23 protein-coding genes are annotated in these 26194 nt (G+C 58.6%); 11 read left to right on the forward strand and 12 right to left on the reverse strand.

The genetic code is table 11. The features are described 5' to 3' along the window. The first annotated feature begins 110 nt into the window (after positions 1 to 110). The gene (locus V1566_RS09875) at positions 111 to 1184 is read left to right on the forward strand and encodes a LacI family DNA-binding transcriptional regulator (protein ID WP_395305736.1); all 1074 of its coding nucleotides are present in this window, start codon (positions 111 to 113) and stop codon (positions 1182 to 1184) included. Here V1566_RS09875 and V1566_RS09880 read toward each other — a convergent pair. The 4 genes from V1566_RS09880 to V1566_RS09895 form a co-directional block, all read right to left on the reverse strand. Next, positions 1181 to 2437: a DUF1479 domain-containing protein gene (locus tag V1566_RS09880; protein WP_395305737.1), complete on the reverse strand. Its 1257-nt coding sequence runs from the start codon at positions 2435 to 2437 to the stop codon at positions 1181 to 1183. The two genes, V1566_RS09875 and V1566_RS09880, sit on opposite strands and share 4 nt — an antisense overlap. Before the next feature lie 150 nt (positions 2438 to 2587). After that, the gene (locus V1566_RS09885) at positions 2588 to 3403 is read right to left on the reverse strand and encodes a Cof-type HAD-IIB family hydrolase (RefSeq protein WP_395305738.1); all 816 of its coding nucleotides are present in this window, start codon (positions 3401 to 3403) and stop codon (positions 2588 to 2590) included. 166 nt (positions 3404 to 3569) lie between these two features. Then, entirely contained in the window at positions 3570 to 6002 is a 2433-nt protein-coding gene (locus V1566_RS09890) for a formate C-acetyltransferase/glycerol dehydratase family glycyl radical enzyme (RefSeq protein WP_395305739.1), read from the reverse strand. Between the two features lie 4 nt (positions 6003 to 6006). After that, positions 6007 to 6906 carry a glycyl-radical enzyme activating protein gene (locus tag V1566_RS09895; protein ID WP_395305740.1) on the reverse strand — a complete coding sequence of 300 codons (900 nt, stop codon included), beginning with the start codon at positions 6904 to 6906 and terminating at the stop codon, positions 6007 to 6009. A gap of 128 nt (positions 6907 to 7034) precedes the next feature. On the opposite strand from V1566_RS09895, the gene fsa reads away from it, so the two are divergent. Further along, positions 7035 to 7697 carry a fructose-6-phosphate aldolase gene (fsa, locus tag V1566_RS09900; protein WP_395305741.1) on the forward strand — a complete coding sequence of 221 codons (663 nt, stop codon included), beginning with the start codon at positions 7035 to 7037 and terminating at the stop codon, positions 7695 to 7697. A 106-nt stretch (positions 7698 to 7803) separates the two neighbouring features. Here the strand turns inward: fsa and V1566_RS09905 are convergent, their stop codons facing one another. The 3 genes from V1566_RS09905 to moeA form a co-directional block, all read right to left on the reverse strand. Continuing rightward, positions 7804 to 8790 (reverse strand): IS110 family transposase, encoded by a 987-nt coding sequence (locus V1566_RS09905; RefSeq protein ID WP_395303481.1) that lies wholly within the window; start codon positions 8788 to 8790, stop codon positions 7804 to 7806. Between the two features lie 226 nt (positions 8791 to 9016). Continuing rightward, a complete protein-coding gene (gene moeB, locus V1566_RS09910) occupies positions 9017 to 9769 on the reverse strand; it encodes a molybdopterin-synthase adenylyltransferase MoeB (RefSeq protein ID WP_395305742.1) in 753 nt (250 codons plus the stop codon). Between the two features lies 1 nt (position 9770). Further along, positions 9771 to 11003 (reverse strand): molybdopterin molybdotransferase MoeA, encoded by a 1233-nt coding sequence (gene moeA / locus V1566_RS09915; protein ID WP_395305743.1) that lies wholly within the window; start codon positions 11001 to 11003, stop codon positions 9771 to 9773. 188 nt (positions 11004 to 11191) lie between these two features. On the opposite strand from moeA, the gene iaaA reads away from it, so the two are divergent. The 6 genes from iaaA (at position 11192) to V1566_RS09945 (ending at position 18637) form a co-directional block, all read left to right on the forward strand. After that, positions 11192 to 12130, forward strand: coding sequence for a beta-aspartyl-peptidase (gene iaaA, locus V1566_RS09920; RefSeq protein ID WP_395305744.1), 939 nt, complete (start codon positions 11192 to 11194; stop codon positions 12128 to 12130). Between the two features lie 11 nt (positions 12131 to 12141). After that, on the forward strand, positions 12142 to 14013 hold the full coding sequence (gene gsiA / locus V1566_RS09925) for a glutathione ABC transporter ATP-binding protein GsiA (protein WP_395305745.1): 1872 nt from the start codon (positions 12142 to 12144) through the stop codon (positions 14011 to 14013). A 23-nt stretch (positions 14014 to 14036) separates the two neighbouring features. Beyond that, the gene (gene gsiB, locus V1566_RS09930; RefSeq protein WP_395305746.1) at positions 14037 to 15575 is read left to right on the forward strand and encodes a glutathione ABC transporter substrate-binding protein GsiB; all 1539 of its coding nucleotides are present in this window, start codon (positions 14037 to 14039) and stop codon (positions 15573 to 15575) included. A gap of 5 nt (positions 15576 to 15580) precedes the next feature. Next, entirely contained in the window at positions 15581 to 16501 is a 921-nt protein-coding gene (gene gsiC / locus V1566_RS09935; RefSeq protein ID WP_116343413.1) for a glutathione ABC transporter permease GsiC, read from the forward strand. Between the two features lies 1 nt (position 16502). Beyond that, complete coding sequence (gene gsiD / locus V1566_RS09940) at positions 16503 to 17414, forward strand: glutathione ABC transporter permease GsiD (protein WP_395305747.1); 912 nt, start codon at positions 16503 to 16505, stop codon at positions 17412 to 17414. A gap of 236 nt (positions 17415 to 17650) precedes the next feature. Further along, a complete protein-coding gene (locus V1566_RS09945) occupies positions 17651 to 18637 on the forward strand; it encodes an IS110 family transposase (RefSeq protein ID WP_395304094.1) in 987 nt (328 codons plus the stop codon). 28 nt (positions 18638 to 18665) lie between these two features. Here V1566_RS09945 and rimO read toward each other — a convergent pair whose 3' ends face one another. Next, a complete protein-coding gene (rimO, locus tag V1566_RS09950; protein ID WP_395305748.1) occupies positions 18666 to 19991 on the reverse strand; it encodes a 30S ribosomal protein S12 methylthiotransferase RimO in 1326 nt (441 codons plus the stop codon). Positions 19992 to 20207: 216 nt separating this feature from the next. Between rimO and bssR the strand changes: the two genes are divergently transcribed. After that, positions 20208 to 20591, forward strand: coding sequence for a biofilm formation regulator BssR (bssR, locus tag V1566_RS09955; protein ID WP_023310914.1), 384 nt, complete (start codon positions 20208 to 20210; stop codon positions 20589 to 20591). A 107-nt stretch (positions 20592 to 20698) separates the two neighbouring features. Continuing rightward, the gene (locus tag V1566_RS09960; RefSeq protein ID WP_395305749.1) at positions 20699 to 21817 is read left to right on the forward strand and encodes a PQQ-dependent sugar dehydrogenase; all 1119 of its coding nucleotides are present in this window, start codon (positions 20699 to 20701) and stop codon (positions 21815 to 21817) included. Here V1566_RS09960 and V1566_RS09965 read toward each other — a convergent pair whose 3' ends face one another. Beyond that, positions 21818 to 22444 carry a glutathione S-transferase family protein gene (locus tag V1566_RS09965; RefSeq protein ID WP_121425685.1) on the reverse strand — a complete coding sequence of 209 codons (627 nt, stop codon included), beginning with the start codon at positions 22442 to 22444 and terminating at the stop codon, positions 21818 to 21820. A 240-nt stretch (positions 22445 to 22684) separates the two neighbouring features. Between V1566_RS09965 and dacC the strand changes: the two genes are divergently transcribed. Beyond that, positions 22685 to 23890: a serine-type D-Ala-D-Ala carboxypeptidase gene (dacC, locus tag V1566_RS09970; protein WP_335244332.1), complete on the forward strand. Its 1206-nt coding sequence runs from the start codon at positions 22685 to 22687 to the stop codon at positions 23888 to 23890. Between the two features lie 87 nt (positions 23891 to 23977). Here dacC and deoR read toward each other — a convergent pair whose 3' ends face one another. The 3 genes from deoR to V1566_RS09985 all read right to left on the reverse strand — a co-directional run bounded on the left by deoR (position 23978) and on the right by V1566_RS09985 (position 26149). After that, on the reverse strand, positions 23978 to 24736 hold the full coding sequence (gene deoR, locus V1566_RS09975; RefSeq protein WP_008503427.1) for a DNA-binding transcriptional repressor DeoR: 759 nt from the start codon (positions 24734 to 24736) through the stop codon (positions 23978 to 23980). Positions 24737 to 24804: 68 nt separating this feature from the next. Continuing rightward, positions 24805 to 25413, reverse strand: a complete 609-nt coding sequence (ybjG, locus tag V1566_RS09980) for an undecaprenyl-diphosphate phosphatase (protein ID WP_033145031.1) — start codon at positions 25411 to 25413, stop codon at positions 24805 to 24807. Positions 25414 to 25420: 7 nt separating this feature from the next. Then, positions 25421 to 26149 carry a phosphatase PAP2 family protein gene (locus V1566_RS09985; RefSeq protein ID WP_395305750.1) on the reverse strand — a complete coding sequence of 243 codons (729 nt, stop codon included), beginning with the start codon at positions 26147 to 26149 and terminating at the stop codon, positions 25421 to 25423. Positions 26150 to 26194: the final 45 nt, after the last annotated feature.

Here is a 26194-nt window from a genome sequence, read left to right on the forward strand (position 1 = left end):
TTTCTCATAACTGACGAAAAGCCTCTGGCATGATGGCATTTATGTCAGTTATTGCCTGACCAATACGCTATGAAAAATTTTTCATTTCGCAAATGGAGCCAGATCACAAAATGGACAAAAGGCTAAAAATCACTGAAATCGCCGCCCGTACGCAGCTCTCGATCAGCACCGTGTCGCGGGTGCTGGCGGGGAAAGCGAATACCAGTGAAAAAGCGCGCGCAAAGGTGCTGGCGTGCGCGCGGGAGTTGGGGGTGATGGAGGGCATGGCGGCGGGGCGCTTGCTGCTCAATAGCCTGGTGGTTTTTGCCCCCCAGCGCGCCTTCGACGAGCGGTCCGACATCTTTTACTACCGTGTGATTCAGAGCGTGAGTAAAGGCCTGGCGTCCCACGATGTGCGACTTCGCTACTGTGCGCTGGAAGAGAACGACAGCGACGCCCAGCTGTTTCTGGCGCGCATGAACGAAGCGGACACCCAGGCTGCGATTCTTCTTGGCATCGACGATCCGCACATTCACGATCTGGCAGTGGACGTGGGTAAACCCTGCATGCTGATTAACTGCCGGGACCGCCACATGCGTCTGCCTGCCGTCGCGCCGGATCATCGCGCCATTGGCGAGCGGGCGGCGGAGTACCTGTTCGAGATGGGACACCGCGAGGTGATGAACGTGCTGTGCCTGCGTCGCTACACCATGGAGCTGCGCCTGTCGGGGATCCGCGATGCGTGGCAGTCTCATAACCTGACGTTCAACGATAAACGCGATCTGCTGGTGGTGCCCAGCTTCAGCGCGCGTGAAACGGAACAGATGGTCAGCGAGTGGCTTAACCAGCAGAAGGGAAAAGACCTGCCGACGGCGTTTCTGGTTGGCGGCGACTTTATGGCGGCGGGCACTATTAGCGCATTACAAAACCACGGTCTGCGCGTGCCGCAGGACGTGTCGGTGATGAGCATTGACGGCTTTAACCTGGCGGCGATTCAGGATGTTCCCTTAACGGCGGTGCACGTTCCGCGCGATGAGCTGGGAACAGAAGCGGTATATATGCTCCAGCAGCGGCTGATGCGCCCGGACGCGCCGGTGGGCACGCTGTTGCTTAATGGAACCCTGACCGTACGGGGATCCGTACGGCGGATACGTCAGGGGAAACGACGCACCGCCGTGGAGCGGGAAGGGCTGTACGACAGTTAGACCATGCCCAGCGCGCGCTTGCCGTGGATGTTGAGATCGTTCACGGTAAAGCGGTTCTGCCAGCTCTTTTCATAATCCTCGCGCGGGAAGTCTCCCGGCGACGCGCCGGTTTCCAGTGCTTCCTTGACCTTTTTCGCATAGGCGAGGTTTTTCTCGCACATCGGCGCGGCAGGAATGTACATCACGTTGCCCCAGCCCTGCTGATTTTCCACCGGCGCGACGGAGTGGATCACATCGCAGTGCCACCACACGGAATCGCCCGCCTCGAGTGCCGGAATGCTGCTTAATGCCTCGATGAGCAGCGGGTGCCACTTCTCGGAAACCGGCAGCACGCGCCCCGGCGCTACGCCGCAGAGCTCATCCTCCGGCACGTCGTCCAGCAGCGGGCGCAGCAGGATATAGGCCATCGCTTCCGGGATCGGCACCACGTGCAGCAGCCCCTGACCGGGGATCATGTCCGACAGCGCCGTCCAGCCCTGGAAGGTGCGGAACACCGAGCATTTGGTGGTGTTATCGACGGTGTACTCTTCCACTTCGGTACGGTGCGCGGCGTTCCACGGATCGTACTTATCGACGTTGCCGTCAAACACGCGGGCGAAAACTTGTTGATAAGCCGGAAGCAGCCAGCGCTCCAGCGCGCCGGAGTCGGTATGCGCGCCCAGCCCTTTCGAGGTAGTTCCAGGCGGACGGCGGCGGATACGGTCCGGGTAAATCACGCTCACGTCCGGGTTGAACCACTGCTTGCCGTTGCTCTCGAATGTCCATAAACGGTTCAGGAACGACTGCACCTGCGCCATCTCTTCGCTCTGGCGCGCCTGCATCTGCGCCTGCGACCAGTAAATCGGGTAAATCTCCGGACGAGAGGCCGTTAGGGTGCCGAAGAAGTTATCACCTGGCCCTTTGTACACTTCGTCAAATTTGTTCAGATCGAGGTAGTCGAGCATCGACTGATCCCACGCCAGCGCCTGCTCGCGCGGGAAATGACCTTTAATCACCGCGCAGCCGCGGCGTTTAACGGCTTCGCGCTGTGCGTCGGTAATGGTGCCGTTTTTCACGTCCGCAAACGGGATCTCCGGCCAGACGGATTCGCCTTTATTTTTAAGGGCGTTGATCTCCGCCACGCGGGTGGCGATTTTATCGCTGAGCTTATTGAACACCGCCTGCACGTCGCCGATCTGCGCGCGTAACTCACGTTTTAACTGACGGATTGCCGCTTTGTGATCCGCCGGCAAGGTTTCACTGGTAAAGGTCATAACTGCCTCGCATCTTTCATTCGAAAGTAAAAGTGTCTACAAGTGATACTTTAAGTTAAAAATAAGTTAATGCAAGTTTAAAAACTTGACGCAAGCCACAGGATGGAAAAAGAGTGAGGCTGCCGGAGCAAGGCTCCGGCGAGGAGAGGATCAGGCGTCGAACGGAGAGTGGTTGTCGAGTACGGCCTGAATGACGTTCAGCGCGCCCTGATGGTTGTTGTCGTCGGTGCTGTAGCGGCTGATTTCTTTGATGCTCTGCGCCGCGTTACCCATCGCAAAGGAATATTTCACCAGCTTCAGCATCTCGGCATCGTTGCCGCTGTCGCCAATGGCCACGCACGCCTGCGGGGAGATTTTCCAGCGTTTCAGCAGACGGCTGATGCCGTTGGCCTTGTGCAGGCCGGGGATAATCAAATCGACAAAACCAAAGCCGCTGGTGACCGGCTTCATGATGCCGTCCAGGGAGACGTGCAGTTTATCAACCAGTGTCGGGATATCACTGTCCGGCAGGTTCAGGGAGAACTTAAACAGCACGTCGTCAATGTCGCGGTAATCGCTGATGCGCTTTAAGCGGTGATAGTGCTTTGACATCAGCGCGACGAATTCTTCAGGGGCCTGGTCGCTGACGTAGGCGCTCTCCAGCCCGCAGGCCACAAAGTTTAGCCCTTTGTCTTTCAGCAGTTCGCCAATCACGATCTGCGATTCATGACGCGTCAACTCGCCGTGGAAAATCTGTTCGCCGCGATCGAACACCAGCGCGCCATTTTCCGCCACGAAGGAGATTCGCTCTTTCAGCTCCGGAAAGAAGGAGATGAGCTGGTAATACTGGTTGCCGCTGGCGACAACGAATTCAATGTCGCGGGCTTTAAGCTGATCAAACTGTGCCTGGAAGCGGTCACGATCGTACTGCTTGGCATCATCAAGGAAAGTTCCGTCCATATCGGTGACGATAACTTTAACGGTCATACTGTGCTCCTGGGTCACTGCGTTTTGAAACATTCTAATAACAAGGTGACGGGGAGCACAAATTTAATTTCGAATGAAAGTCAGAAAGCCGGGTGGCGGCTTCGCCTTACCCGGCCTACGGGGGGACAATGTAGGCCCGGTAAGCCTGGCGCCACCGGGCGTTTTTTTACAGCGTATGCTCAGTACGGGCGATAATATCGTCCTGCGCATCCGGCGACAGGGCGGTGAAGAACGCCGAGTAGCCCGCCACGCGCACCACCAGGTCACGATACTGGTCAGGATGTTTCTTCGCTTCCAGCAGCGTTTCGCGCGAGACGATGTTGTACTGAATATGCCAGCCTTTATGCACCTCGAAGAAGGTGCGCAGCAGCACCATCAGCTTCTGGCGATCGCTGTCGTTTTCCAGCGTTGACGGGTTCAGCTTCTGGTTCAGCAGCACGCCGCCGAGAATCGCCTCGGTAGGCAGTTTACCCACCGAGCCAATCACCGCCGTCGGGCCGAGGTGGTCCGTACCGGAAGCCGGGCTTGCCCCTTCCGCCAGCGGGGTGTGCGCCTTACGTCCGTCCGGGGTGGCCATTGTCGCCGCGCCAAACGGGACGTTCGCGGAAATGGAAGAGGTGCCCGCGTAGTAGTTACCGCCAATCGGGCCGCGGCCGTGGCGCGGGTTGTGGTACTGCTTCAGCTCTTCGATGTAGGTCTGATAGGCGCGCGTCAGCAGCATGTCCACGCTGTCGTCGTCGTTACCGTACTTCGGCGCACCGTTGATCAGACGCTGACGCAGCTGTTCGTGAGTCAGTCCGTCGAAGTCATCCGCCAGCGCCGCCGCCAGCTGCTGCTGACCGATAGTGCCCTGTTCGAACACCAGCTTCTTCACCGCCGCCAGGCTGTTGCCGAGGTTGGCGATGCCCACCTGCAGGCCGGAGACCCAGTCATACTTCGCGCCGCCCTGCTTGATGCTTTTCGCGCGCTCGATGCAGTCGTCCACCAGCGCCGAGCAGAGAATATCGTGGACGTTCTCTTCCAGCATGGTGTCCACCACGTACTCAATCTCGATGGATTTGCGGGTGTAGTAGCGGATCTGGCTATCCCAGGCCGCCATCACCTCCTCGAAGTTGTCGAAGTTACCGGCAGAGAGCGCTTTTTCCTGCGGCAGGAACACTTTGCCGCTGGTGGCGTCGCGCCCGCCTTCCAGCGCCGCCAGCATCACGCGGGCGAAGTTGATAAAGCTCATGCCGGTGCAGCGGTAGCCCCACTTGCCGCCGACTGCGGTTTCGATGCAGCCAATCGCCGCGTAGTCATAGGCATCGTCCTTCTCGACGCCGAGCTTGATGAATTCCGGGATCACGATTTCATCGTTGTTAAACGCCGGCATGCCGAAGCCGCAGCGGATCACCTGCACGCAGGCGTCGAGGAAGTCGTTGCTCATGCCCGCGTGGTAACGCACGCTCAGGTTCGGCTGGGTGGAGCGCAGGCGACCGCACGATTCCAGAATCGCGTAGGAGAGCGGGTTCACCGCGTCCATCGGCTCACCGTTGACCAGCTTCTGGCCGCCGATGGTGACGTTCTGGTACAGCGGGCTACCGGCGGAAGCTTTCGAGTGCGAGCCGGAGCGGATCTTGTTTACTTCCAGCAGCTTCAGCCAGCAGCTGTGCAGCAGCTCGATGGCGTGTTCGCGGTCGAGGCTCTGGTTCAGCTCCACGTCGCGGCGGTAGTACGGATAGAGATACTGGTCCATACGCGCGAAGGAGACGGAGTGGCCGTTGGACTCAATCTGCAGGATCAGCTGAATGAAGTAGCACAGCTGCAGCGCCTGCCAGAAGGTTTTTGGCGGCTCGTGAGCAATCACGTCGCAGTTTTCCGCCATCGCCAGCAGCTCGTCGCGGCGGCTTTCGCGGGTCTCGATAGACGCCATTTCACGCGCCAGGTCGGCAAAGCGTTTGATGTGCAGGCTCACCGCTTCCAGCACGATATCAATCGCCTTCAGGAACTGGTCGCCGTGCAGGTCTTCCAGCACCGTCAGGTTGATGCGCGAGCGGCGCTCGGCCACTTTGGCGCGCAGGCCGTCGAGGCCTTTTTCCAGCACCAGCGGGAAGTTCACCGCCAGGTGCGCGTCGCCGGAGGTCATGTTGCCTTCGGCTTTGATAATGCCGGTTTCCAGCAGGCCTTTTTGCTCGTCGGTGAACATGCCGTAGCAGCGATCCTGCACCGTCTGTCCGCGCCACCACGGGCAGATCTCATGCAGCACGCGCTTGTTCTCTTCGCTCACCGCAAAGCCCGCGCCCGGGCGATCCGCCAGATCGTCGATCTCTTTCTCAATCCAGGAGACGGTGTATTCCGGGAAAATCGGCGCGGCGCGCACTTCGCTTGCCTGGTTACCGATAATCAGCTCGTCGTGTTTGATCCAGATGGTGCGTTCAGCCAGGTGATGCGCCAGCGCCAGGGCGCGGCGTACCGGGATCGGCTTGTCCATGTGCTGCTGGTACATTTCGGTGTAATGCTGCGCGCGCTCGGTACAGACGGGCGGCTTGACGATATGCACCAGGGCCGTTTTGTGCGCTTTAATTCGCTCGCTGAGGGTATTGAGATTCAGGGTTGTCATAGGTTTATCCTCGTAAGGTCGCGGTTAACCCTTTCTGGCAGGCGTACTGCTGCGCGAAGTCCAGCAGGGCAGGGTTATCCAGCGGTTTGTCAGGGGCAGAGTAGGGTTGGCCGAGCAGGGTGTATTTGTTCATGCCCAGCGTGTGATACGGCAGAAAATGAATATCCTCGACGCCAAGCTCGTCGGCGGCGAAATTGGTTATGGCGGTGATGGAGGCCTCATCGGCGTTGAAGCCCTGGATCAGCGGCACGCGAATGGTGATTTTTTTCCCGGCAGCGGCAAGGCGTTTCAGATTATCCAGCACGCGTTTGGCTGAGCCGTACGTCCACTGTTTGAAGACCTCGCCATCGACGTGCTTCAGGTCGGCAAGGAACAGATCGACGTAGGGCAATGACGGCTCAATGTAGTGCCACGGTACGTGAAGGCAGGTTTCCACGGCGGTGTGGATCCCCTGTTCGTGGCTGGCTTTAAACAGGGCGTGCGCCAGCTCAGGGTTCATAAACGGCTCGCCGCCGGAGAGGGTGATCCCCCCGCCGCTGCGGTCGTAGAAGGGTTTATCACGCAGTACGGTCGCCATGATCTCCTCGACCTGCTGCTCTTCACCGCAGACGGTCAGCGCCTGCGTCGGGCAGCAGTCGGTAAGGACAGCGAGCGTGGCTTCATCAAGCTTCTCACGATGGATGACCAGCCCGTTCAGCGCGCGTTCGATGCAGCCCGGTGCCGCCTGCTGGCACAGGTCGCAGCCGTCCAGGCACAGACGCGCATCAAACAGCACGTCCCGGCTGCGGGAGCGGCTTTCCGGGTTCTGGCACCAGCGACAGCCCAGCGAGCAGCCTTTCAGGAACACCACGGTTCGAATACCGGGGCCGTCGTGGGTAGAGTAACGCTGAATATTGAAGATCATGTTTTTGCCTCTCGTATTGCATATGAAGATTAAATGACTTTCGAATGAAAGTTATCTTGATGCAGGTCAACTACTGAGCAGGTTTTGTCGTGATAGGGTAAGTGCAGGCTAATTTTGAGGGTGACATCATGGAACTTTATCTCGACACATCTGACGTTGCGGCAGTCAAAAAGCTGGCGCGTATCTTCCCGCTGGCGGGCGTGACCACCAACCCAAGCATCGTTGCTGCCGGTAAAACGTCGCTCGACGAACTGCTGCCCGCGCTGCATGACGCAATGGGCGGCAAAGGCCGTCTGTTCGCCCAGGTGATGGCGACCACCGCCGAAGGGATGGTGGAGGACGCACGTAAGCTGCGCGCCATCATTAACGACCTGGTAGTGAAAGTGCCGGTGACCGCAGAAGGGCTGGCGGCAATCAAGATGCTGAAAGCGGAAGGGATCCCGACGCTGGGCACGGCGGTGTATGGGGCCGCGCAGGGAATGCTCTCCGCGCTGGCGGGGGCGGAGTATGTCGCGCCTTACGTTAACCGCGTGGACGCGCAGGGCGGGGACGGGATCCAGACCGTAGTAGAATTACAGCAGCTGCTGACGCTGCACGCCCCGCAGTCAAAAGTGCTGGCAGCGAGTTTTAAAACCCCGCGTCAGGCGCTGGACTGCCTGCTGGCAGGCTGTGAGTCCATCACGCTGCCGCTGGACGTGGCGCAGCAGTTTATTACATCACCCGCCGTGGATGCGGCGATTGTGAAGTTTGAGCAGGACTGGCAGGGGGCGTTTGGACGGACGTCGATCTGATGCGGTTGCCGGGTGGCGCTGGCGCTTACCCGGCCTACGTTCGCATCGCTGTTGCCGGGTGGCGCTTATGCTTACCCGGCCTACGTCCGAGCCGTTGTAGATACTGTTATGCCACGCAAGCATTTTCCTGATGTAATGTGGCATCGAACGGGCGTCCTGATTTCAGGACGCCATACGCCACCTGCGCCAGCTTGCGCATCATCGCTCCGATTATCAGCTTCGCTCCCTTGCCGTTCTTTTCCAGACGCGTCCTGAACGCTTTTCCCCACTCCGTTTTGTACAGCGCCACCATCGCGGGCATATACAGCGCCCTGCGAAGCGAGACATGGCCAGCCTTACTCATCCTGCTTGCCCTGTGTACGCTGCTGCCGGATTCATGCTGCCGCGGTGTCAGTCCTGCGAAAGCCGCGAACTGCCGCGCCTGACCGAACCTGTCCTTCAGCCCCACATACGCCAGCAGCACCGCGGATGTCTTTTCACCGATACCCGGTATGCTGTCCAGCAGTTTTCGCCGGTGCTTCAGGTCCGGGTCATCATCCGTCAGGTCCTTTATCTGTTTCTCCAGCCGCTTCAGCTCCGCTTCCAGCCACAGAAGGTGCGCATCAATACTCGGCATCTGCACCTCCCGCGCCGTCTCACGACGGTTCAGCTCCTGCGTGTGCATGTCTGTCAGGGACTGGTGACGCAGCACCAGCGCCCGCAACGCGCGCTCCAGCGGATGAGGTGCCTCCCAGGCTACCGGACGCTTCTGCCGGCAGAACTCTGCCAGCATACGGGCATCAACGGCATCGGTTTTACTGCGCAGGCCTTCACTCTGCGCAAAGGCTTTACCAAGAGCCGGGTTGATGATGGATACGGTGAAACCGGCATCGCTGAGGGATGCTGCTGCGTCTTCCATATAGGTGCTGGTCGCTTCCATGCAGATATGTGCCTGAGCCACATTATGGCTGCGGAGCCAGCTGAGCAGCTCCTCGTGACCTTTAGGTGTGTTAGTAAATTTTTTGCTGCGGTGACGGCCATCAGGTCGCAACACATCGACATCCAGCTTAGCTTTGGAGACATCGATACCAATAAAGTGAAGTTCCTGTTCCATAGTGAAACCAACCTTGTGAATGCGGATTACCGGGAAAACCGGTCCATGATACTGTCCGGTTTGTCACTTGTGGAGAAGGTGCAGTCCACTGCAGGGATCTACAACACAGGCTCGTGGCCTAAGGCCGGGTACGGCATGTGGACTGCATGGCAGAAAGAACAGGCCGGTTCTTTCTGCACGGAAGGATAATACAAGGTCGGGTAAGGCGGAGCCGCCACCCGACTTTTTATTTGCTACACACCTCACACCCCGGGTTACGCATCAGCTTCATCTCGCGGAACTGGCAGGTCATCGCGTCATACATCACTATTTTACCCGCGGCAGGCGTGCCGTAGTGCGCCAGGACTTTGATCGCTTCCATCGCCTGCAGTGAGCCAATCACGCCGACCAGCGGTGCCATCACGCCCGCCTCAACGCAGGTCAGCGCGTTCTCGCCGAACAGGCGGCTCAGGCAGCGGTAGCAGGGTTCGCCTTCCGCGTACGTGAAGACGCTGATTTGCCCCTCCATGCGGATCGCTGCGCCGGAGACCAGCGGGATTTTGTGGGCAAAACAGCCTGCGTTCAGCTGGTTACGGACGGCGACGTTATCGGTGCAGTCCAGCACCAGTTCATGCTGCGCAATCTGCGCCGACAGCGCGTCGTCATCCAGCATCGCGTCAATCAGGGTGAATTCACAATTAGGGTTGATGCGCGCCAGCGCCGTGCGGGCAGAGTCCACTTTCGGCTGTCCAACCGTCGCGTCGCTGTGCAGCGTCTGGCGCTGCAGGTTGGACACCGATACGGTATCGAAATCCAGCAGCGTCATCCTGCCCACGCCCGCCGCCGCAAGATACTGCGCGGCGGCGCAGCCCAGACCGCCCAGACCGACAACCAGCACGCTTGCTTCCTTAAGCGCTTCCTGGCCCTCGAAGTCAAACCCGCGCAGCACAATCTGGCGGTTGTAGCGCATCATCTCCGGGTCGCTCAGCTCCACCGTCATGTCAGCCTCCGAACAGGTGGTTAAAACGCTCGATCTCAACCCATTCGCCCACTTCAACATTGCCGCGCTCGCGCTCCAGCACGATAAAGCAGTTGCCCTGGCTGAAGGAGCTAAAAATGTGTGATCCCTGGTGCCCGGTGGTGCTCACCTCGAGCTCACCGTCCGCGTTGCGCGCCAGAATGCCGCGCTGGAAATCGAGACGGCCCGGGGATTTTTTCAGGCGCGTGGCGGCACGCACGCGCTGGCGTTCAGGCCGCGGGCTGGCGCTGTTGCCGGAAAGCTTCGCCAGCAGCGGGATCGCCAGCTGGTAGAAGGTGAGTGCCGCCGAGACCGGATTACCCGGCAGGCCACAGAACCAGCTGTGTTGCAGCTTGCCAAACGCGAACGGTTTGCCCGGCTTGATCGCCAGCTTCCAGAAGGCGATTTCGCCCAGCTCTTCAAGGATGGTTTTGGTGTAATCCGCTTCGCCCACGGAGACGCCGCCGGAGCTGATGACCACGTCGGCAGCGTTATCCGCCTCGATAAACGCGGCGCGCAGTTTTTCCGGATCGTCAGGAATAATGCCGAGGTTAATCACGTCGCAGCCCAGCTGCTCCAGCATCAGGTGTACCGCCAGACGGTTGGTATCGTAAATCTGGCCGTCCCGCAGCGGCTGGCCCGGAAGCTGCAGCTCGTCGCCGGTGGAGAAAACGGCAACGCGCACTTTACGGAACACGTCGATTTCCGCAACGCCAAGCGAGGCCAGCACCGGCAGCTCACCTGCCGTCAGCTTCTGTCCGGCGGCAAAGACCGTTGCGCCAAGCGTGATATCTTCGCCCGTGCGGCGGATGTTCTGGCCCGCTTTAACGTTCGCGGTAAAACGCACGCCGTCATCGGTCTGCTCGGTCTCTTCCTGCATCACCACGGCGTCGCAACCGGCCGGAACCGGCGCGCCGGTCATGATGCGCACGCAGGTGCCCGCAGGCCATTCACCGCTAAACGGCTGACCCGCAAAGGCTTTACCTGCCACCGGCAGGGCATTACCCGTCTGGAGATCCGCCAGGCGTACCGCATAACCGTCCATCGCGGAATTATCAAACCCCGGCACGTTAAGCGGAGAGACGATATCGCGCGCGGCAATACGGCCAAAACAGTGCACGAGAGGCAGCGTCTCAACGTCATGCAGCGGGGAAACTCGGTCAAGCATCTGCGTGAGTGCCGTCTCAAGCGGCATCAGTCCGGCGGTAAAATCCATGGTGGGCTCCTGCACAGTAACAACGAAAGCGCTCATTATGGCAGAAAAGTGCGGCTAACTGTATGACCCGATGGGTGTACGCTTTACATCACAGTTACGTCTTTCTATATTCAAAAATCATCTGAAGTTTCATCGACGATAATGATATTTATAGAAAAAGCCGCAAATCAGGCTAACGGGTGATGCGAATGGTTAATGCGGTAATCGCAATTCATGGTGGCGCCGGGGCAATCACCCGAGCACAGCTCAGCCCCGAGCAGGAAAAGCGCTATATCGACGCGCTGTACGCCATTGTGGAAACGGGCCAGAGAATGCTGGAAGCGGGTGAAAGCGCGCTGGATGTGGTCACCGAGGCGGTGCGCCTGCTGGAAGAGTGTCCGTTATTTAATGCGGGGATCGGTTCGGTCTTTACCCGGGATGAAACGCACGAGCTGGATGCCTGCGTAATGGACGGCGTCACCCTGAAAGCGGGCGCCGTGGCGGGCGTGAGTCATCTGCGCAATCCGGTGCTGGCCGCGCGTCTGGTGATGGAGGAGAGCCCGCACGTTCTGCTGACGGGGGCCGGGGCAGAGGCGTTTGCCTTCGAGCACGGGATGGAACCGGTATCGCCGGATCTGTTTTCCACCGAGGAGCGCTTCCAGCAGCTGCTGGAAGCCCGTTCGGCGGGGATGACGCAGCTTGACCACAGTGCGCCGCTGGATGAAACCACCAAAATGGGCACGGTCGGCGCGGTGGCGCTGGATAAGGCCGGAAACCTCGCGGCGGCGACGTCAACGGGCGGGATGACCAACAAGCTGCCCGGGCGCGTCGGCGATAGCCCGCTGCCGGGCGCTGGCTGCTATGCCAATAACGCGACGGCAGCGGTGTCGTGTACCGGAACCGGGGAAGTGTTTATCCGCGCCCTCGCGGCCTACGACATCACCGCGCTGATGGATTACGGCGGTTTAAGCCTCAGTGAAGCCTGCGAGCGCGTGGTGATGGAGAAACTGCCTGCCCTGGGCGGCGTCGGCGGACTCATTGCGGTGGATCGTGAGGGCAACGTGGCTTTGCCGTTCAACAGCGAAGGCATGTATCGCGCCTGGGGTTATGCCGGTGATGAACCGAGCACGGGTATCTATCGTGAATAAGGGGGCAGCGCGTGCCGCACAGTGAAGAACTGGACAACCGCGAAGTGCTGGCTGTCCACCAGCTCAATATTGCGTTTCAGGAAGAGCGGCAGTTCATCCCCGCAGTACAGAATTTATCGTTCACGCTGAGGCGCGGCGAGACGCTGGCGATTGTTGGTGAGTCCGGCTCCGGTAAATCGGTCACCGCGCTGGCGTTGATGCGCCTGCTGGAACAGACGGGCGGGCAAATCAGCAGCGAGAAAATGCTCCTGCGCCGCCGTAACCGTCAGGTTATTGATTTAAATGAGCTAAGCGGTTCGCAGATGCAGGGCGTACGCGGGGCGGATATTGCGATGATCTTCCAGGAGCCGATGACCTCCCTGAACCCGGTTTTTCCGGTCGGGGAACAAATCGCCGAGTCCATCCGCCTGCATCAGGGGCTGAGCGGTGATGAAGCGCTCAACGAGGCCCGACGGATGCTGGAGCTGGTGCGCATTCCGGAGGCGCAGGCCATTCTGGGGCGCTATCCGCATCAGCTTTCCGGCGGCATGCGCCAGCGGGTGATGATTGCCATGGCGCTCTCCTGTCGTCCGGCGGTGCTGATTGCCGATGAACCGACGACGGCGCTGGACGTGACGATTCAGGCGCAGATCCTGCAGCTCATCAAAGTGCTGCAGCAGGAGATGGAGATGGGGGTGATTTTCATCACCCACGATATGGGCGTGGTCGCCGATATCGCCGATCGGGTGCTGGTGATGCACAAGGGCAGCGCGGTGGAAACCGGCCTGGTCGAGCAGATTTTTCACGCGCCCGTGCATCCTTACACCAAAGCGCTGCTGGCGGCGGTTCCGCGCCTGGGGGCGATGAACGGCAGCGATTTGCCGCGCCGCTTCCCCCTGATCTCTCTCGGGGCGTCTGGGCAGCAGGAGGATAAACGCGAGCAGAACACCGTGGTGCCGGGTAAGCCCATTCTGGAAGTGCGCGATCTGGTCACCCGTTTTCCGCTGCGCAGCGGCGTGTTGAACCGCGTAAAGCGCGAAGTGCACGCGGTGGAAAATGTCAGTTTCGATCTCTGGCCGGGCGAAACGCTGGCGCTGGTGGGGGAGTCCGGCTGCGGTAAATCCACCACCGGGCGCGCGTTGCTCCGTCTGGTGGAATCACAGGAAGGCAGCATTACCTTTAACGGTGAGCGCATTGATACCCTGTCGGACAGCAAGCTGCAGGCGGTGCGGCGAGATATTCAGTTTATTTTCCAGGATCCGTATGCCTCCCTCGATCCGCGCCACACGGTGGGGTATTCGATCATGGAGCCGCTGCGGGTACATAACCTGCTCGACGGTGAAGCGGCACAGCGACGCGTGGCCTGGCTGCTGGAGCGCGTCGGCCTGAAGCCGGAGCACGCCTGGCGTTATCCGCACGAGTTTTCCGGCGGACAGCGGCAGCGTATCTGCATCGCCCGTGCGCTGGCGTTAAACCCGAAAGTGGTGATTGCCGATGAGTCCGTCTCGGCGCTGGATGTCTCTATCCGGGCGCAAATCATCAACTTATTGCTGGATTTACAGCGGGATATGGGGATTGCTTTCCTGTTTATCTCGCACGATATGGCCGTGGTCGAGCGCATCAGCCATCGCGTGGCGGTGATGTTTATGGGGCAGATCGTGGAGATTGGGCCGCGAAGGGCAGTTTTTGAAAACCCGCAGCACCCGTACACCCGCAAGCTTATCGCGGCCGTTCCGGTTGCCGATCCGGCGCATCGTCACGGCCAGCGCGTGCTGCTGCAGGATGAAATGCCGAGCAATATTCGTAAACGCGGCGAGGCCGTGGAGCGCGTGACGCTGCGCGAGGTCGGGCCGGGCCATTTCGTCGCTCCCCCGCGTCAGGACAATGCGTTTTCGCGGTTATAACTTACAACAGGCAGGAGAACACAATGGTTACTTTTGTAGCGCGTAGATGGTTGTTAGCCGCGAGCGTGACGGCAGCCCTGGCCGCTGCCCCCGCGTTCGCTGCCAAAGATGTGGTGGTTGCCGTCGGCTCCAATTTCACCACGCTCGATCCGTATGACGCCAACGACACGCTCTCTCAGGCGGTGGCGAAATCGTTCTATCAGGGCCTTTTCGGCCTGGATAAAGAGATGAAGCTCAAAAACGTGCTGGCGGAGGGGTACACCGTGTCCGACGACGGGCTGGTGTATACCATTAAGCTCAGAACCGGCGTGAAGTTCCAGGATGGGACAGATTTCAATGCGGAGGCGGTGAAGGTTAACCTCGATCGCGCCAGCAATCCGGAAAATAGCCTCAAGCGCTATAACCTGTATAAAAATATCGCCAGCACCGAAGTGGTCGACCCGGCGACGGTAAAAATCACTCTTAAAGAGCCGTTCTCCGCGTTTATCAATATTCTGGCGCATCCGGCAACGGCGATGATTTCCCCTGCCGCGCTGAAAAAATACGGTAAAGAGATCGGTTTCCACCCGGTGGGCACCGGCCCGTATGAACTGGTGACCTGGAACCAGACCGATTTTGTGAAGGTGAAGAAATTCACCGGATACTGGCAGCAGGGGCTGCCGAAGCTGGACACCATCACCTGGCGCCCGGTGGTGGACAATAACTCCCGCGCGGCGATGCTGCAAACCGGTGAGGCGCAGTTTGCCTTCCCGATCCCCTATGAGCAGGCCGCCATTTTGCAGAAAAACAGCAAGCTGGAGCTGGTCGCCAGCCCGTCGATCATGCAGCGCTACATCAGCATGAACGTCACGCAAAAGCCGTTCGATAACCCGAAGGTGCGTGAGGCCATCAACTACGCCATTAACCGTCAGGCGCTGGTGAAGGTCGCCTTTGCCGGCTATGCCACTCCGGCGACCGGCGTTCTGCCGCCGGCTATCGCCTATGCGCAAAGCTATCAGCCATGGCCCTACGATCCGGCCAAAGCGCGCGAGCTGCTGAAAGAGGCGGGCTTCCCGAACGGTTTCAGCACCACGCTGTGGTCCTCGCATAATCACAGTACCGCCCAGAAGGTGCTGCAGTTTACCCAGCAGCAGCTGGCGCAGGTCGGCATTAAAGCGCAGGTGACCGCGATGGATGCCGGACAGCGTGCGGCAGAAGTGGAGGGGAAAGGGCAGAAAGAGAGCGGGGTTCGGATGTTCTATACCGGCTGGACGGCCTCGACGGGTGAAGCCGACTGGGCGCTGTCGCCGCTGTTCGCCTCTCAGAACTGGCCGCCAACCCTGTTCAACACCGCGTTTTACAGCAATCCGCAGGTGGACAAAGACCTGGCCGATGCCCTGAAAACCACCAAACCGGAAGAGAAAGCGCACCTCTACAAAGACGCGCAGGATATTATCTGGAAAGAGTCACCGTGGGTGCCGCTGGTGGTGGAGAAACTGGTGTCAGCCCATAACAAAGCGTTGACCGGGTTCTACATCATGCCGGACACGGGCTTTAGCTTTGACGATGCGGATTTAAAATAAACCTCATGCTGAATTATGTTTGTAAACGCCTGCTGGGGCTTATCCCGACGCTGCTGATTGTGGCGGTCCTGGTGTTTCTGTTTGTCCATATGCTGCCGGGCGATCCGGCGCGTCTGGTTGCCGGGCCTGAAGCGGATGCCACCGTCATTGACCTGGTGCGTAAGCAGCTTGGCCTCGACCAGCCGCTGTATATGCAGTTCATCCATTACATTTGCAACGTTCTGCAGGGCGATTTTGGTATCTCGATGGTGTCGCGCCGTCCGGTGTCGGAGGAAATTGCCAGCCGCTTTATGCCGACGTTCTGGTTAACGATTGCCAGCATGAGCTGGGCGGTGGTGTTTGGGCTTGGCGCCGGGATTGTCGCGGCCGTCTGGCGCAACCGCTGGCCGGACAAACTCGGCATGGCGCTGGCGGTGACCGGCATCTCCTTCCCGGCGTTCGCGCTGGGGATGCTGCTGATGCAGATCTTCTCCGTCGAACTGGGCTGGCTGCCGACCGTCGGGGCCGATACCTGGAAGCATTACATCCTGCCTTCCATGACGCTGGGCGCTGCCGTGTCTGCGGTAATGGCCCGCTTTACCCGCGCCTCGTTCGTTGACGTGCTGAGCGAAGATTATATTCGCACCGCCCGGGCGAAAGGGGTCAGCGAGAAGTGGGTCATTCTCAAGCACGGGTTTCGCAATGCGATGATCCCGGTGGTGACGATGATGGGGCTGCAGTTTGGCTTCCTGCTCGGCGGCTCGATCGTCGTGGAAAAGGTCTTCAACTGGCCGGGGCTGGGACGCCTGCTGGTCGATTCCGTCGAGATGCGCGACTACCCGGTGATTCAGGCGGAAGTCCTGCTTTTCTCGCTGGAGTTTATTCTTATCAACTTAGTGGTGGACGTGCTCTACGCCGCCATTAACCCGGCCATCAGGTACAAGTAAGATGCGATTGTTGAACTGGCGACGTCAGGCCGTTTTAAACGCCATGCCGGGGCTAAAACCGGACCACGTCCGCACCCCGTGGTCTGAATTCTGGCGGCGTTTTCGCCGTCAGCCGGTCGCGATGACCGCGGGGCTGTTTGTGCTGCTGCTGATTGCGGTGGCGATCGTTGCGCCGTGGGTAGCGCCGTTTGATGCGGAAAACTATTTTGACTACGACCGTCTGAACGACGGACCGTCGATGCTGCACTGGTTCGGCGTGGACTCCCTCGGGCGCGATATCTTTAGCCGCGTGCTGGTGGGGGCGCAGATCTCGCTTGCCGCCGGGGTGGTCGCGGTGCTTATCGGCGCGGCCATCGGTACCGTGCTGGGTCTCGTTGCCGGATATTATGAAGGCTGGTGGGACCGCATTATCATGCGCATCTGCGACGTGCTGTTTGCTTTTCCGGGCATTCTGCTGGCGATAGCGGTGGTGGCGATAATGGGCAGCGGCATGGCAAACGTCATCATTGCGGTGGCGGTCTTTTCGATTCCGGCGTTCGCTCGCCTGGTGCGCGGCAACACGCTGGTGCTGAAACAGCAGACCTTCATCGAATCCGCCCGCAGCATGGGGGCCAGCGACGCCACGATCCTGTTCAGCCATATTCTGCCGGGTACGGTGTCGTCCATCGTGGTCTATTTCACCATGCGTATCGGCGTATCGATTATCTCGGCGGCCAGCCTGTCGTTTCTGGGGTTAGGGGCGCAGCCTCCCACGCCGGAGTGGGGCGCGATGCTGAACGAGGCGAGGGCAGATATGGTGATTGCACCGCACGTGGCGATCTTCCCGAGTCTGGCGATTTTTCTGACCGTGCTGGCGTTTAATTTGCTGGGAGATGGGCTGCGCGACGCGCTGGATCCGAGGATTAAAGGGTAGTGCAGTGAAATGTGCCGGGTGGCGGCTACGCCTTACCCGGCCTTGTATTATCCTTCCGTGCAGAAAGAACCGGCCTGTTCTTTCTGCCATGCAGTCCACATGCCGTACCCGGCCTTAGGCCACGAGCCTGTGTTGTAGATCCCTGCAGTGGACTGCACCTTCTCCACAAGTGACAAACCGGACAGTATCATGGACCGGTTTTCCCGGTAATCCGCATTCACAAGGTTGGTTTCACTATGGAACAGGAACTTCACTTTATTGGTATCGATGTCTCCAAAGCTAAGCTGGATGTCGATGTGTTGCGACCTGATGGCCGTCACCGCAGCAAAAAGTTTACTAACACACCTAAAGGTCACGATGAGCTGCTCAACTGGCTCCGCAGCCATAATGTGGCGCCAGCACATGTCTGCATGGAAGCGACCAGCACCTATATGGAAGACGCAGCAGCATCCCTCAGCGATGCCGGTTTCACCGTATCCATCATCAACCCGGCTCTTGGTAAAGCCTTTGCGCAGAGCGAAGGCCTGCGCAGTAAAACCGATGCCGTTGATGCCCGTATGCTGGCAGAGTTCTGCCGGCAGAAGCGTCCGGTAGCCTGGGAGGCACCTCATCCGCTGGAGCGCGCGTTGCGGGCGCTGGTGCTGCGTCACCAGTCCCTGACAGACATGCACACGCAGGAGCTGAACCGTCGTGAGACGGCGCGGGAGGTGCAGATGCCGAGTATTGATGCGCACCTTCTGTGGCTGGAAGCGGAGCTGAAGCGGCTGGAGAAACAGATAAAGGACCTGACGGATGATGACCCGGACCTGAAGCACCGGCGAAAACTGCTGGACAGCATACCGGGTATCGGTGAAAAGACATCCGCGGTGCTGCTGGCGTATGTGGGGCTGAAGGACAGGTTCGGTCAGGCGCGGCAGTTCGCGGCTTTCGCAGGACTGACACCGCGGCAGCATGAATCCGGCAGCAGCGTACACAGGGCAAGCAGGATGAGTAAGGCTGGCCATGTCTCGCTTCGCAGGGCGCTGTATATGCCCGCGATGGTGGCGCTGTACAAAACGGAGTGGGGAAAAGCGTTCAGGACGCGTCTGGAAAAGAACGGCAAGGGAGCGAAGCTGATAATCGGAGCGATGATGCGCAAGCTGGCGCAGGTGGCGTATGGCGTCCTGAAATCAGGACGCCCGTTCGATGCCACATTACATCAGGAAAATGCTTGCGTGGCATAACAGTATCTACAAAAGCGGAGTGGGGAGATTAAACCCGGCTACCCCACAGGTCATACTCGTCCGCGTTTTCAACCTTCACGCGAATAATATCACCTGGCTTAACGCTGGTTTCGCCGTTCAGGTACACCGCGCCGTCGATCTCAGGGGCATCCGCCATGCTGCGGCCAATCGCGCCTTCTTCGTCCACTTCGTCAACGATCACCATGATCTCGCGGCCCACTTTTTCCTGCAAACGCTCGGCAGAGATTTGCTGCTGCAGCTGCATGAAGCGGTTCCAGCGCTCTTCTTTCACCTCTTCCGGCACCTGGTCCGCCAGCTCGTTGGCGGTTGCGCCTTCAACCGGGCTGTACTTGAAGCAGCCTACGCGGTCCAGACGCGCTTCTTTGAGGAAGTCGAGCAGCATCTGGAAGTCTTCTTCGGTTTCACCCGGGAAGCCGACGATGAAGGTGGAGCGCAGGGTCAGATCCGGGCAGATCTCGCGCCACTGCTTGATGCGCGCCAGCTGACGGTCAACGGAGCCAGGACGCTTCATCAGCTTCAGGATACGCGGGCTGGCGTGCTGCAGCGGGATATCCAGGTACGGCAGAATTTTGCCTTCCGCCATCAGCGGGATCACGTCGTCAACGTGCGGGTACGGGTAGACGTAGTGCAGACGCGTCCAGATACCGAGCCTGGACAGCTGCTCGCACAGGCCGACCATGCTGGTTTTCACCGGTTCGCCGTTGTGGAAACCGGAGCGGTGTTTGACGTCCACGCCGTAGGCCGAGGTGTCCTGGGAGATGACCAGCAGCTCCTTCACGCCCGCGTCGGCCAGACGTTTAGCTTCCGCCAGCACTTCGCCAATGGGACGGCTCACCAGATCGCCACGCATGGACGGGATGATGCAGAAGGTGCAGCGATGGTTGCAGCCTTCGGAAATTTTTAAGTAAGCGTAGTGGCGCGGCGTCAGCTTCACGCCCTGCTCCGGCACCAGACTCAGGAACGGGTTGTGCTTTGGTTTTGGCACGTAGTGATGAACATGTTCCAGCACCTGCTCATAGCTGTGCGGACCGGTGATCTCCAGCACCTTCGGGTGCACTTCGCGGATCTGGTCTTCTTTCGCGCCCAGACAGCCGGTAACAATCACTTTGCCGTTTTCCGTCAGGGCTTCACCGATGGCTTCCAGTGACTCCTGAACCGCGCTGTCGATAAACCCGCAGGTGTTAACGATCACCATATCGGCGTTGTCGTAGCTTGGCACCACGTCATAGCCCTCGGTGCGCAGTTCGGTCAGGATGCGTTCTGAATCCACCAGGTTTTTCGGGCAGCCCAGGGAGACGAAGCCGATTTTCGGCTGGTGCGTAACATTGCTCATAGGTTAAAAATTCATCAATTATGGAGTTGTCAGGGCGGGATTTTACAGCGTATCGCGGGGGATTTATACACTCTTTGCAAGGCGGATGCGCCGGGCAGACGTTGTAACATTGTAAATAATGTTAATCAGTTAATAAAAATTGATCCCAGGCATTAAACTGTACAAAAAATGTACTTATCCTGATTATGCACAATGGCTGACAGAGGAGGAAAGAGCATGACCGTTGACAGACTAAAACGCGATCTGCTTAACAAGCTGATCAACGCCCGAATCGACCTGGCCGCGTACCTGCAGTTGAGGAAGGCAAAAGGGTATATGTCAGTCAGCGAAAGCGAACATCTGCGTGATAACCTGTTTGAACTTTGCAATTTCATGCGTGAAAAAGCACCGACCCTGAAGGCGAAATACGGCGAAAGTGAGCTAATCGCCCTGCGCCGCGCCGCTGAGGTGCTTTCCATCGCTGGGGTATGTTTGATGAATGGACGCCACGACTGCCCGAATTTTATCGCTGTGAACGCGGAGAAGCTTGAAAACTGCCTGACGACGCTCTCTCTATGCATCATGTGCCTGAACGAGCACGAGAAGCTTGAACAGCACTGAACCCAGGGGGAGGCAACTCCCCCTTCTGATTAAGCTTTTGTAAAAGTGGTAACGCGCCCGGATGCAGTGGCTAACCTTTATGCCATATGCCGATAAAGGAGCGCGTTATGCCTCGATCCTCGCTAATTTCCCTGCCTGCGTTGTTCATTCCGTTTTCGCTTCTTGCTGCGCCAGAGGCGGTCAAGGTTGAGGTGCTGCAAAATAAACTCGATCACCCCTGGTCCCTGGCGTTTCTGCCGGACAATAAAGGCCTGCTGGTGACTCTGAAGGACGGTCAGCTCAAACGCTGGCAGGCCGGAAAAGGGCTGTCCGATCCGATTGTCGGCGTGCCGAAGGTCTGGGCAAACGGTCAGGGAGGATTGCTGGACGTGGTCCTCGCCCCGGATTTTGAAAAATCGCGCCGCATCTGGCTGAGCTTCGCCGAAGCAGGGAGTGACGGCAAAGCCGGAACGGCGGTGGGCTATGGCCGATTGAGCGACGATCTGACGCGCATTGAAGCCTTCCAGGTGGTGTTCCGCCAGATGCCGAAACTCTCCACCGGAAACCATTTTGGTGGGCGACTGGTGTTCGACGGCAAAGGCGCGCTCTTTATCGGACTCGGCGAGAACAACCAGCGTCCGACGGCGCAGGATCTGGATAAATTGCAGGGTAAAGTGGTGCGCCTCACCGAAGACGGAAAAGTGCCGCCGGATAACCCCTTTGTGAATATCCCCGGCGCGCGACCCGAAATCTGGTCCTACGGCATTCGCAATCCGCAGGGGATGGCGATGAACCCCTGGAGCGACACGCTGTGGCTGAACGAGCACGGCCCGCGCGGCGGGGATGAGATCAACATCCCGGAGAAAGGAAAGAACTACGGCTGGCCGCTGGCGACGCACGGCATTAACTACAGCGGTCTGAAAATTCCGGAAGCCAAAGGCGAGCACGTTGAGGGAACCGAAAAACCGCTGTTCGTCTGGAAAGTATCACCTGCCGTGAGCGGCATGGCGTTCTACAACAGCGACGCTTTCCCGCAGTGGAAAAACAAGCTGTTTATTGGGGCGCTGAAGGAAAAGGACGTTATTATGCTGAGCGTGGAGGGCAATAAGGTGACGGAAGACGGGCGAATCCTGGGCGATCGGAATCAACGTATTCGCGATGTGCGGGTGGGGCCGGACGGCTATTTATATGTGCTGACCGACGAGACGGACGGGCAGCTGTTAAAAGTCAGCCCGTCCGGTGCGTAATCAGGTGACCGGGATCATCACCACGTTGCGGTATGCCGGGCGATCGCTCAGCTGTTTTAGCCAGCGCTCAAGGTGAGGGCGCGGCGTCCACTTCAGACCCATATTGGTCAGGTTCCAGACGAACGGCGCCACGGCGATATCGCCTGTGCCGAAGGCCTCACCGGAGAACCAGGCGTGCTTCGCCAGCTCGTCATCCATCATCGCAAACAGGTTTTCGCACGCGTCCTGAGCGGCATGAATGGCCGGATAGTCGCGCTCGGCTTCCGGCGTACGGATAAGCCCCATCAGGATCACGCGGTGGGTTGGCGATAGCGTCTGGTTCGCCCAGTCCATCCACTTTTCGCCCTGAGCGCGACGGGCCGGGCTTTCAACCCACAGGCGGCCCTGACCGTACTGGGCGGCGAGGTAACGGACAATGGTGTTGGACTCCCAAAGCGTCGCGTCGGTTTCATCATCGCGCAGCAGCGGCACCAGGCCGTTCGGGTTCATGGCCAGATAGTCGGCCTCTTTGTTTACGCCGAACGACATGCCAGCCATGATTTGATTGAACGGTAAATCCAGCTCCTCGAGCGTCCAGAGCACTTTCTTAACGTTGGTCGAGTTGTTCCTGCCCCAAAGCGTAATCATATTTACTCCTGATGAGATGTGAATCCGGGTCAGCATTCGCCATGGTGAGATAAACCTAACAATTACGCAACAGAAGACAAAAAAATCGTCTGAATCAAAGCGTATCTGAATGTTATTGCATAAACTTTAATAACTTTACCCTCGTTGGGTTTCTTTAACCGTTTTAGTGCGCTATTACTCATCGCTTCTTGCGACACGGTGATGTGACGTAATTTTTGAATGGACACTCGGGTGGCATTTATGACGCGTAAAATGACTTCTCTGCGCAGCCTGGCGACAGGCTCTGCGCTCCTTTTCCTGTTTGCACCAACTCTCTACGCAGCTGAACAGGCTGCGCCCGAAGCGCCGCCTGTGGATGCGCGCGCCTGGATCCTGATGGATTATTCCAGCGGTAAAGTGCTGGCGGAAGGGAATGCGGATGAGAAACTCGATCCGGCAAGCCTGACCAAAATCATGACCAGCTATGTGGTAGGCCAGGCGTTGAAAGCGGGCAAGATCAAGCTGGACGATATGGTCACCATCGGGAAGGATGCCTGGGCCACCGGCAACCCGGCGCTGCGCGGGTCTTCCGTGATGTTCCTGAAGCCAGGAGATCAGGTCTCCGTTTCCGATCTGAACAAAGGGGTAATTATTCAGTCGGGAAATGATGCATGTATCGCGCTGGCCGATTACGTTGCCGGCAGCCAGGATTCTTTCATTGGTTTGATGAATGGCTATGCGCAGAAGTTGGGCTTAACCAACACCACGTTCAAAACGGTTCACGGTCTGGATTCGCCTGGACAGTTCAGTACCGCGCGCGACATGGCGCTGCTGGGGAAAGCGCTGATCCACGACGTGCCGGATGAATACGCCATCCATAAAGAGAAAGAGTTTACCTTCAATAAAATCCGCCAGCCGAACCGCAACCGCCTGCTGTGGAGCAGCAACGTCAATGTGGACGGAATGAAAACCGGCACCACGGCGGGCGCAGGCTATAACCTGGTGGCCTCTGCGACCCAGGGCGACATGCGCCTGATTTCGGTGGTGCTGGGCACCAAAACCGACCGTATTCGCTTTAATGAGTCAGAAAAACTGCTAACCTGGGGTTTCCGCTTCTATGAAACCGTTACGCCGATTAAACCGGATGCCACGTTCATCAGCCAGCGCGTCTGGTTTGGTGACAAGAGCGAAGTGAATCTGGGCGCAGGTGAAGGCGGCTCGGTAACCATTCCGCGCGGTCAGCTGAAAAACCTGAAGGCCAGCTATACCCTGACCGACCCGCAGCTCACCGCGCCGCTGAAAAAAGGTCAGGTGGTCGGGACGATCGATTTCCAGCTAAACGGTAAATCAATTGAACAGCGTCCGCTGATTGTGATGGAAGCGGTGGAAGAGGGTGGCTTCTTCAGCCGGATGTGGGATTTCGTGATGATGAAATTCCACGGGTGGTTTGGCAGCTGGTTCAGCTAAGTTTTTTGCCGGGTGGCGCTGCGCTTACCCGGCCTACGTTTGAGCCGCTGTAGGCCGGGTAAGGCGAAGCCGCCACCCGGCATAACCTCAATACATCAACTTCACCTGTTGCGCCTTCGCATGGGCCACGATCTCGTCGTCCGGGCGGCAGTCGCTGACGATGGCATCGAACTGCGCCAGCTCGCCCATTCTTGCCGAACGCACCTTACCAAACTTGCTGTGATCGACCACCAGCACATGATACTGCGCCGCGCTTAACGCCCAGTGTTTCACCGGCAGCTCTTCCAGGTTAAAGCAGGTCGCGCCCTGACGCACGTTGACGCCTGCGGCGGAATAAAACGCGATATCCGGGCATAAATTGCTGAGCGTGTCCTGCAGGTTAAGCGGCTTAAAGATGGCGTTACTGGCGTGAAACTCGCCGCCGCAGAGGATCACCCGGCACTCGGGTTTCTCCTGAAGCGCCAGAAAGGTGTTCAGGGAGTAGCACACGGCGGTGAAAGGAATGCTGCTGTCGATGGCTTCAATAATCCACGGCGTGGTCGTTCCGCAGTCAAAAAACAGCGTCTGGTGTGGCTGTACCAGTGAGGCCGCAAGCCGGGCGGCTTTGCGTTTCTCTTCCACCAGGCGCGTCTTCTGGTCGCTGATCAGATAATGGCTGGCGCTACGCGGCTCAAGCACAATATACCCGCCCAGCAGCACGACGGGGGCGCTTTCGCTGTTCAGATCCCGACGAATGGTCATCTCTGAGACGCCGAGGAGGTTGGCGGCTTCCTTAAGATGCAGCTTATCGCTGCGCTTCAGCGCCTGTAGCAGCTGAGCAATGCGGTCATCGCGACGTGTTTCCATAATTCCTCGGGATAAAAAAAGTGAACCCCCGCAGGGCGGGGGTTCAAGTGTAACCTGTCAGGTTGGGGTTAGTCACGTATCCAGCCTTTGCGGATCGGGATAGCGAAAATGGCGCGATAGAGTGAAGACAGCGTGCGGTAGAGCGCTTCACCGAAGAGGCTCCACAGGATAGCCGCGCTCACGCAGCCAATCAGCCCCACCAGGAAACCGCCCACCATATCCAGCGGCCAGTGAACGCCCAGGTAAACGCGAGACCAGGCGATTGCCAGGGCCGCCACCATCAGGACCGCACCAGACCACAGGCGATGCCAGAACAGGAAAGCCAGGGCGAAGGTGAAGATCACCGTACCGTGATCGCTCGGGAACGAGTCATCCGGCGCGTGGTGCAGGAAGGTATAGCCGACATGATCGACAAAAGGACGATCGTGCGGGAAGGCGTGACCCAGAATGTAGCTCAGCAGTACGCTTACCCCGAGTGCCATCGCCACTTTAATCACCAGCTGGCGCTGCGCCTTCACCTGGCTGCGGGGGCCCCACAGCCAGAGAATCGCAGCCAGTGCAGGCACGATACTGATCAGATCTTTTGCCAGAAAGGTGGCAAAATCGATCGACCACTCAGGCGAGGCTGGCGTGGCGTTGATCAGATAAAACAGCTGATAATTCAGATTCTCTAACATAGCGTTATCACTCTTTAGCAAACCGGGTGGAAACAAGTCCGTAGACCACCACCTGGGAAAACCAGACCCACCACCCGGCCCACAGGTTGTGAGAGAAAAAATGTGCCCCGCGCATGACCTGGCCGTAACCCATCGCCAGACCTAACACCACGCCCAGCACAACGAAGCACCAGGCGATACGCGGACGCTCGCGCCAGAAGGCAAAAAACAGCCCCATCACCATAAAGCCGCTGGAGGCATGACCGCCGGGGAAACAGCGCCCAGGGCCGCTGTCTGCAGGGGGGGAACTGAACAGGGGATAAGACATAGCTTTCCCGCCATATTCCACCAGATCCCACGGGCAGCTGTGATGGCTCACGCTTTTCAATATGCCCACCACCAGCGCGCCAACGCCCATCAGCAGCGCCGCGGTGACCAGCCTTGCGTTACGCTTGTAAGCGCCGTAAAACAGCGCCACGGCACCTAAGGCGATGGCAATGTACTTCGCCAGACGGTGGTTCAGCAGATCCAGCAGATGATCTTTCTGCAGCGGAAAGCTCTGCGTTGCCGCGTCATACCAAAAACCGGTGATCCATCTGTCGAGCGCTTCATTGCGCGATAGCCACGTGAAAAGCACGGCAAGGGCGATCAGTACGAAAAGCTGATAACCATAAAAGCGGCCCGGCAAGCGGTAAAGTCGTTTTGTCTTATTTGTCTGTAAGTTAGACAATTCTGAACGGCTGGAAGTGAGTGCCATAATTTGGGGTCGTTGACGAGTAATCGGGCTATCATAAATCTGTCA

Source organism: Enterobacter sp. ECC-019 (assembly GCF_043974075.1).
Taxonomy (GTDB): Bacteria; Pseudomonadota; Gammaproteobacteria; order Enterobacterales; family Enterobacteriaceae; genus Enterobacter; species Enterobacter asburiae_D.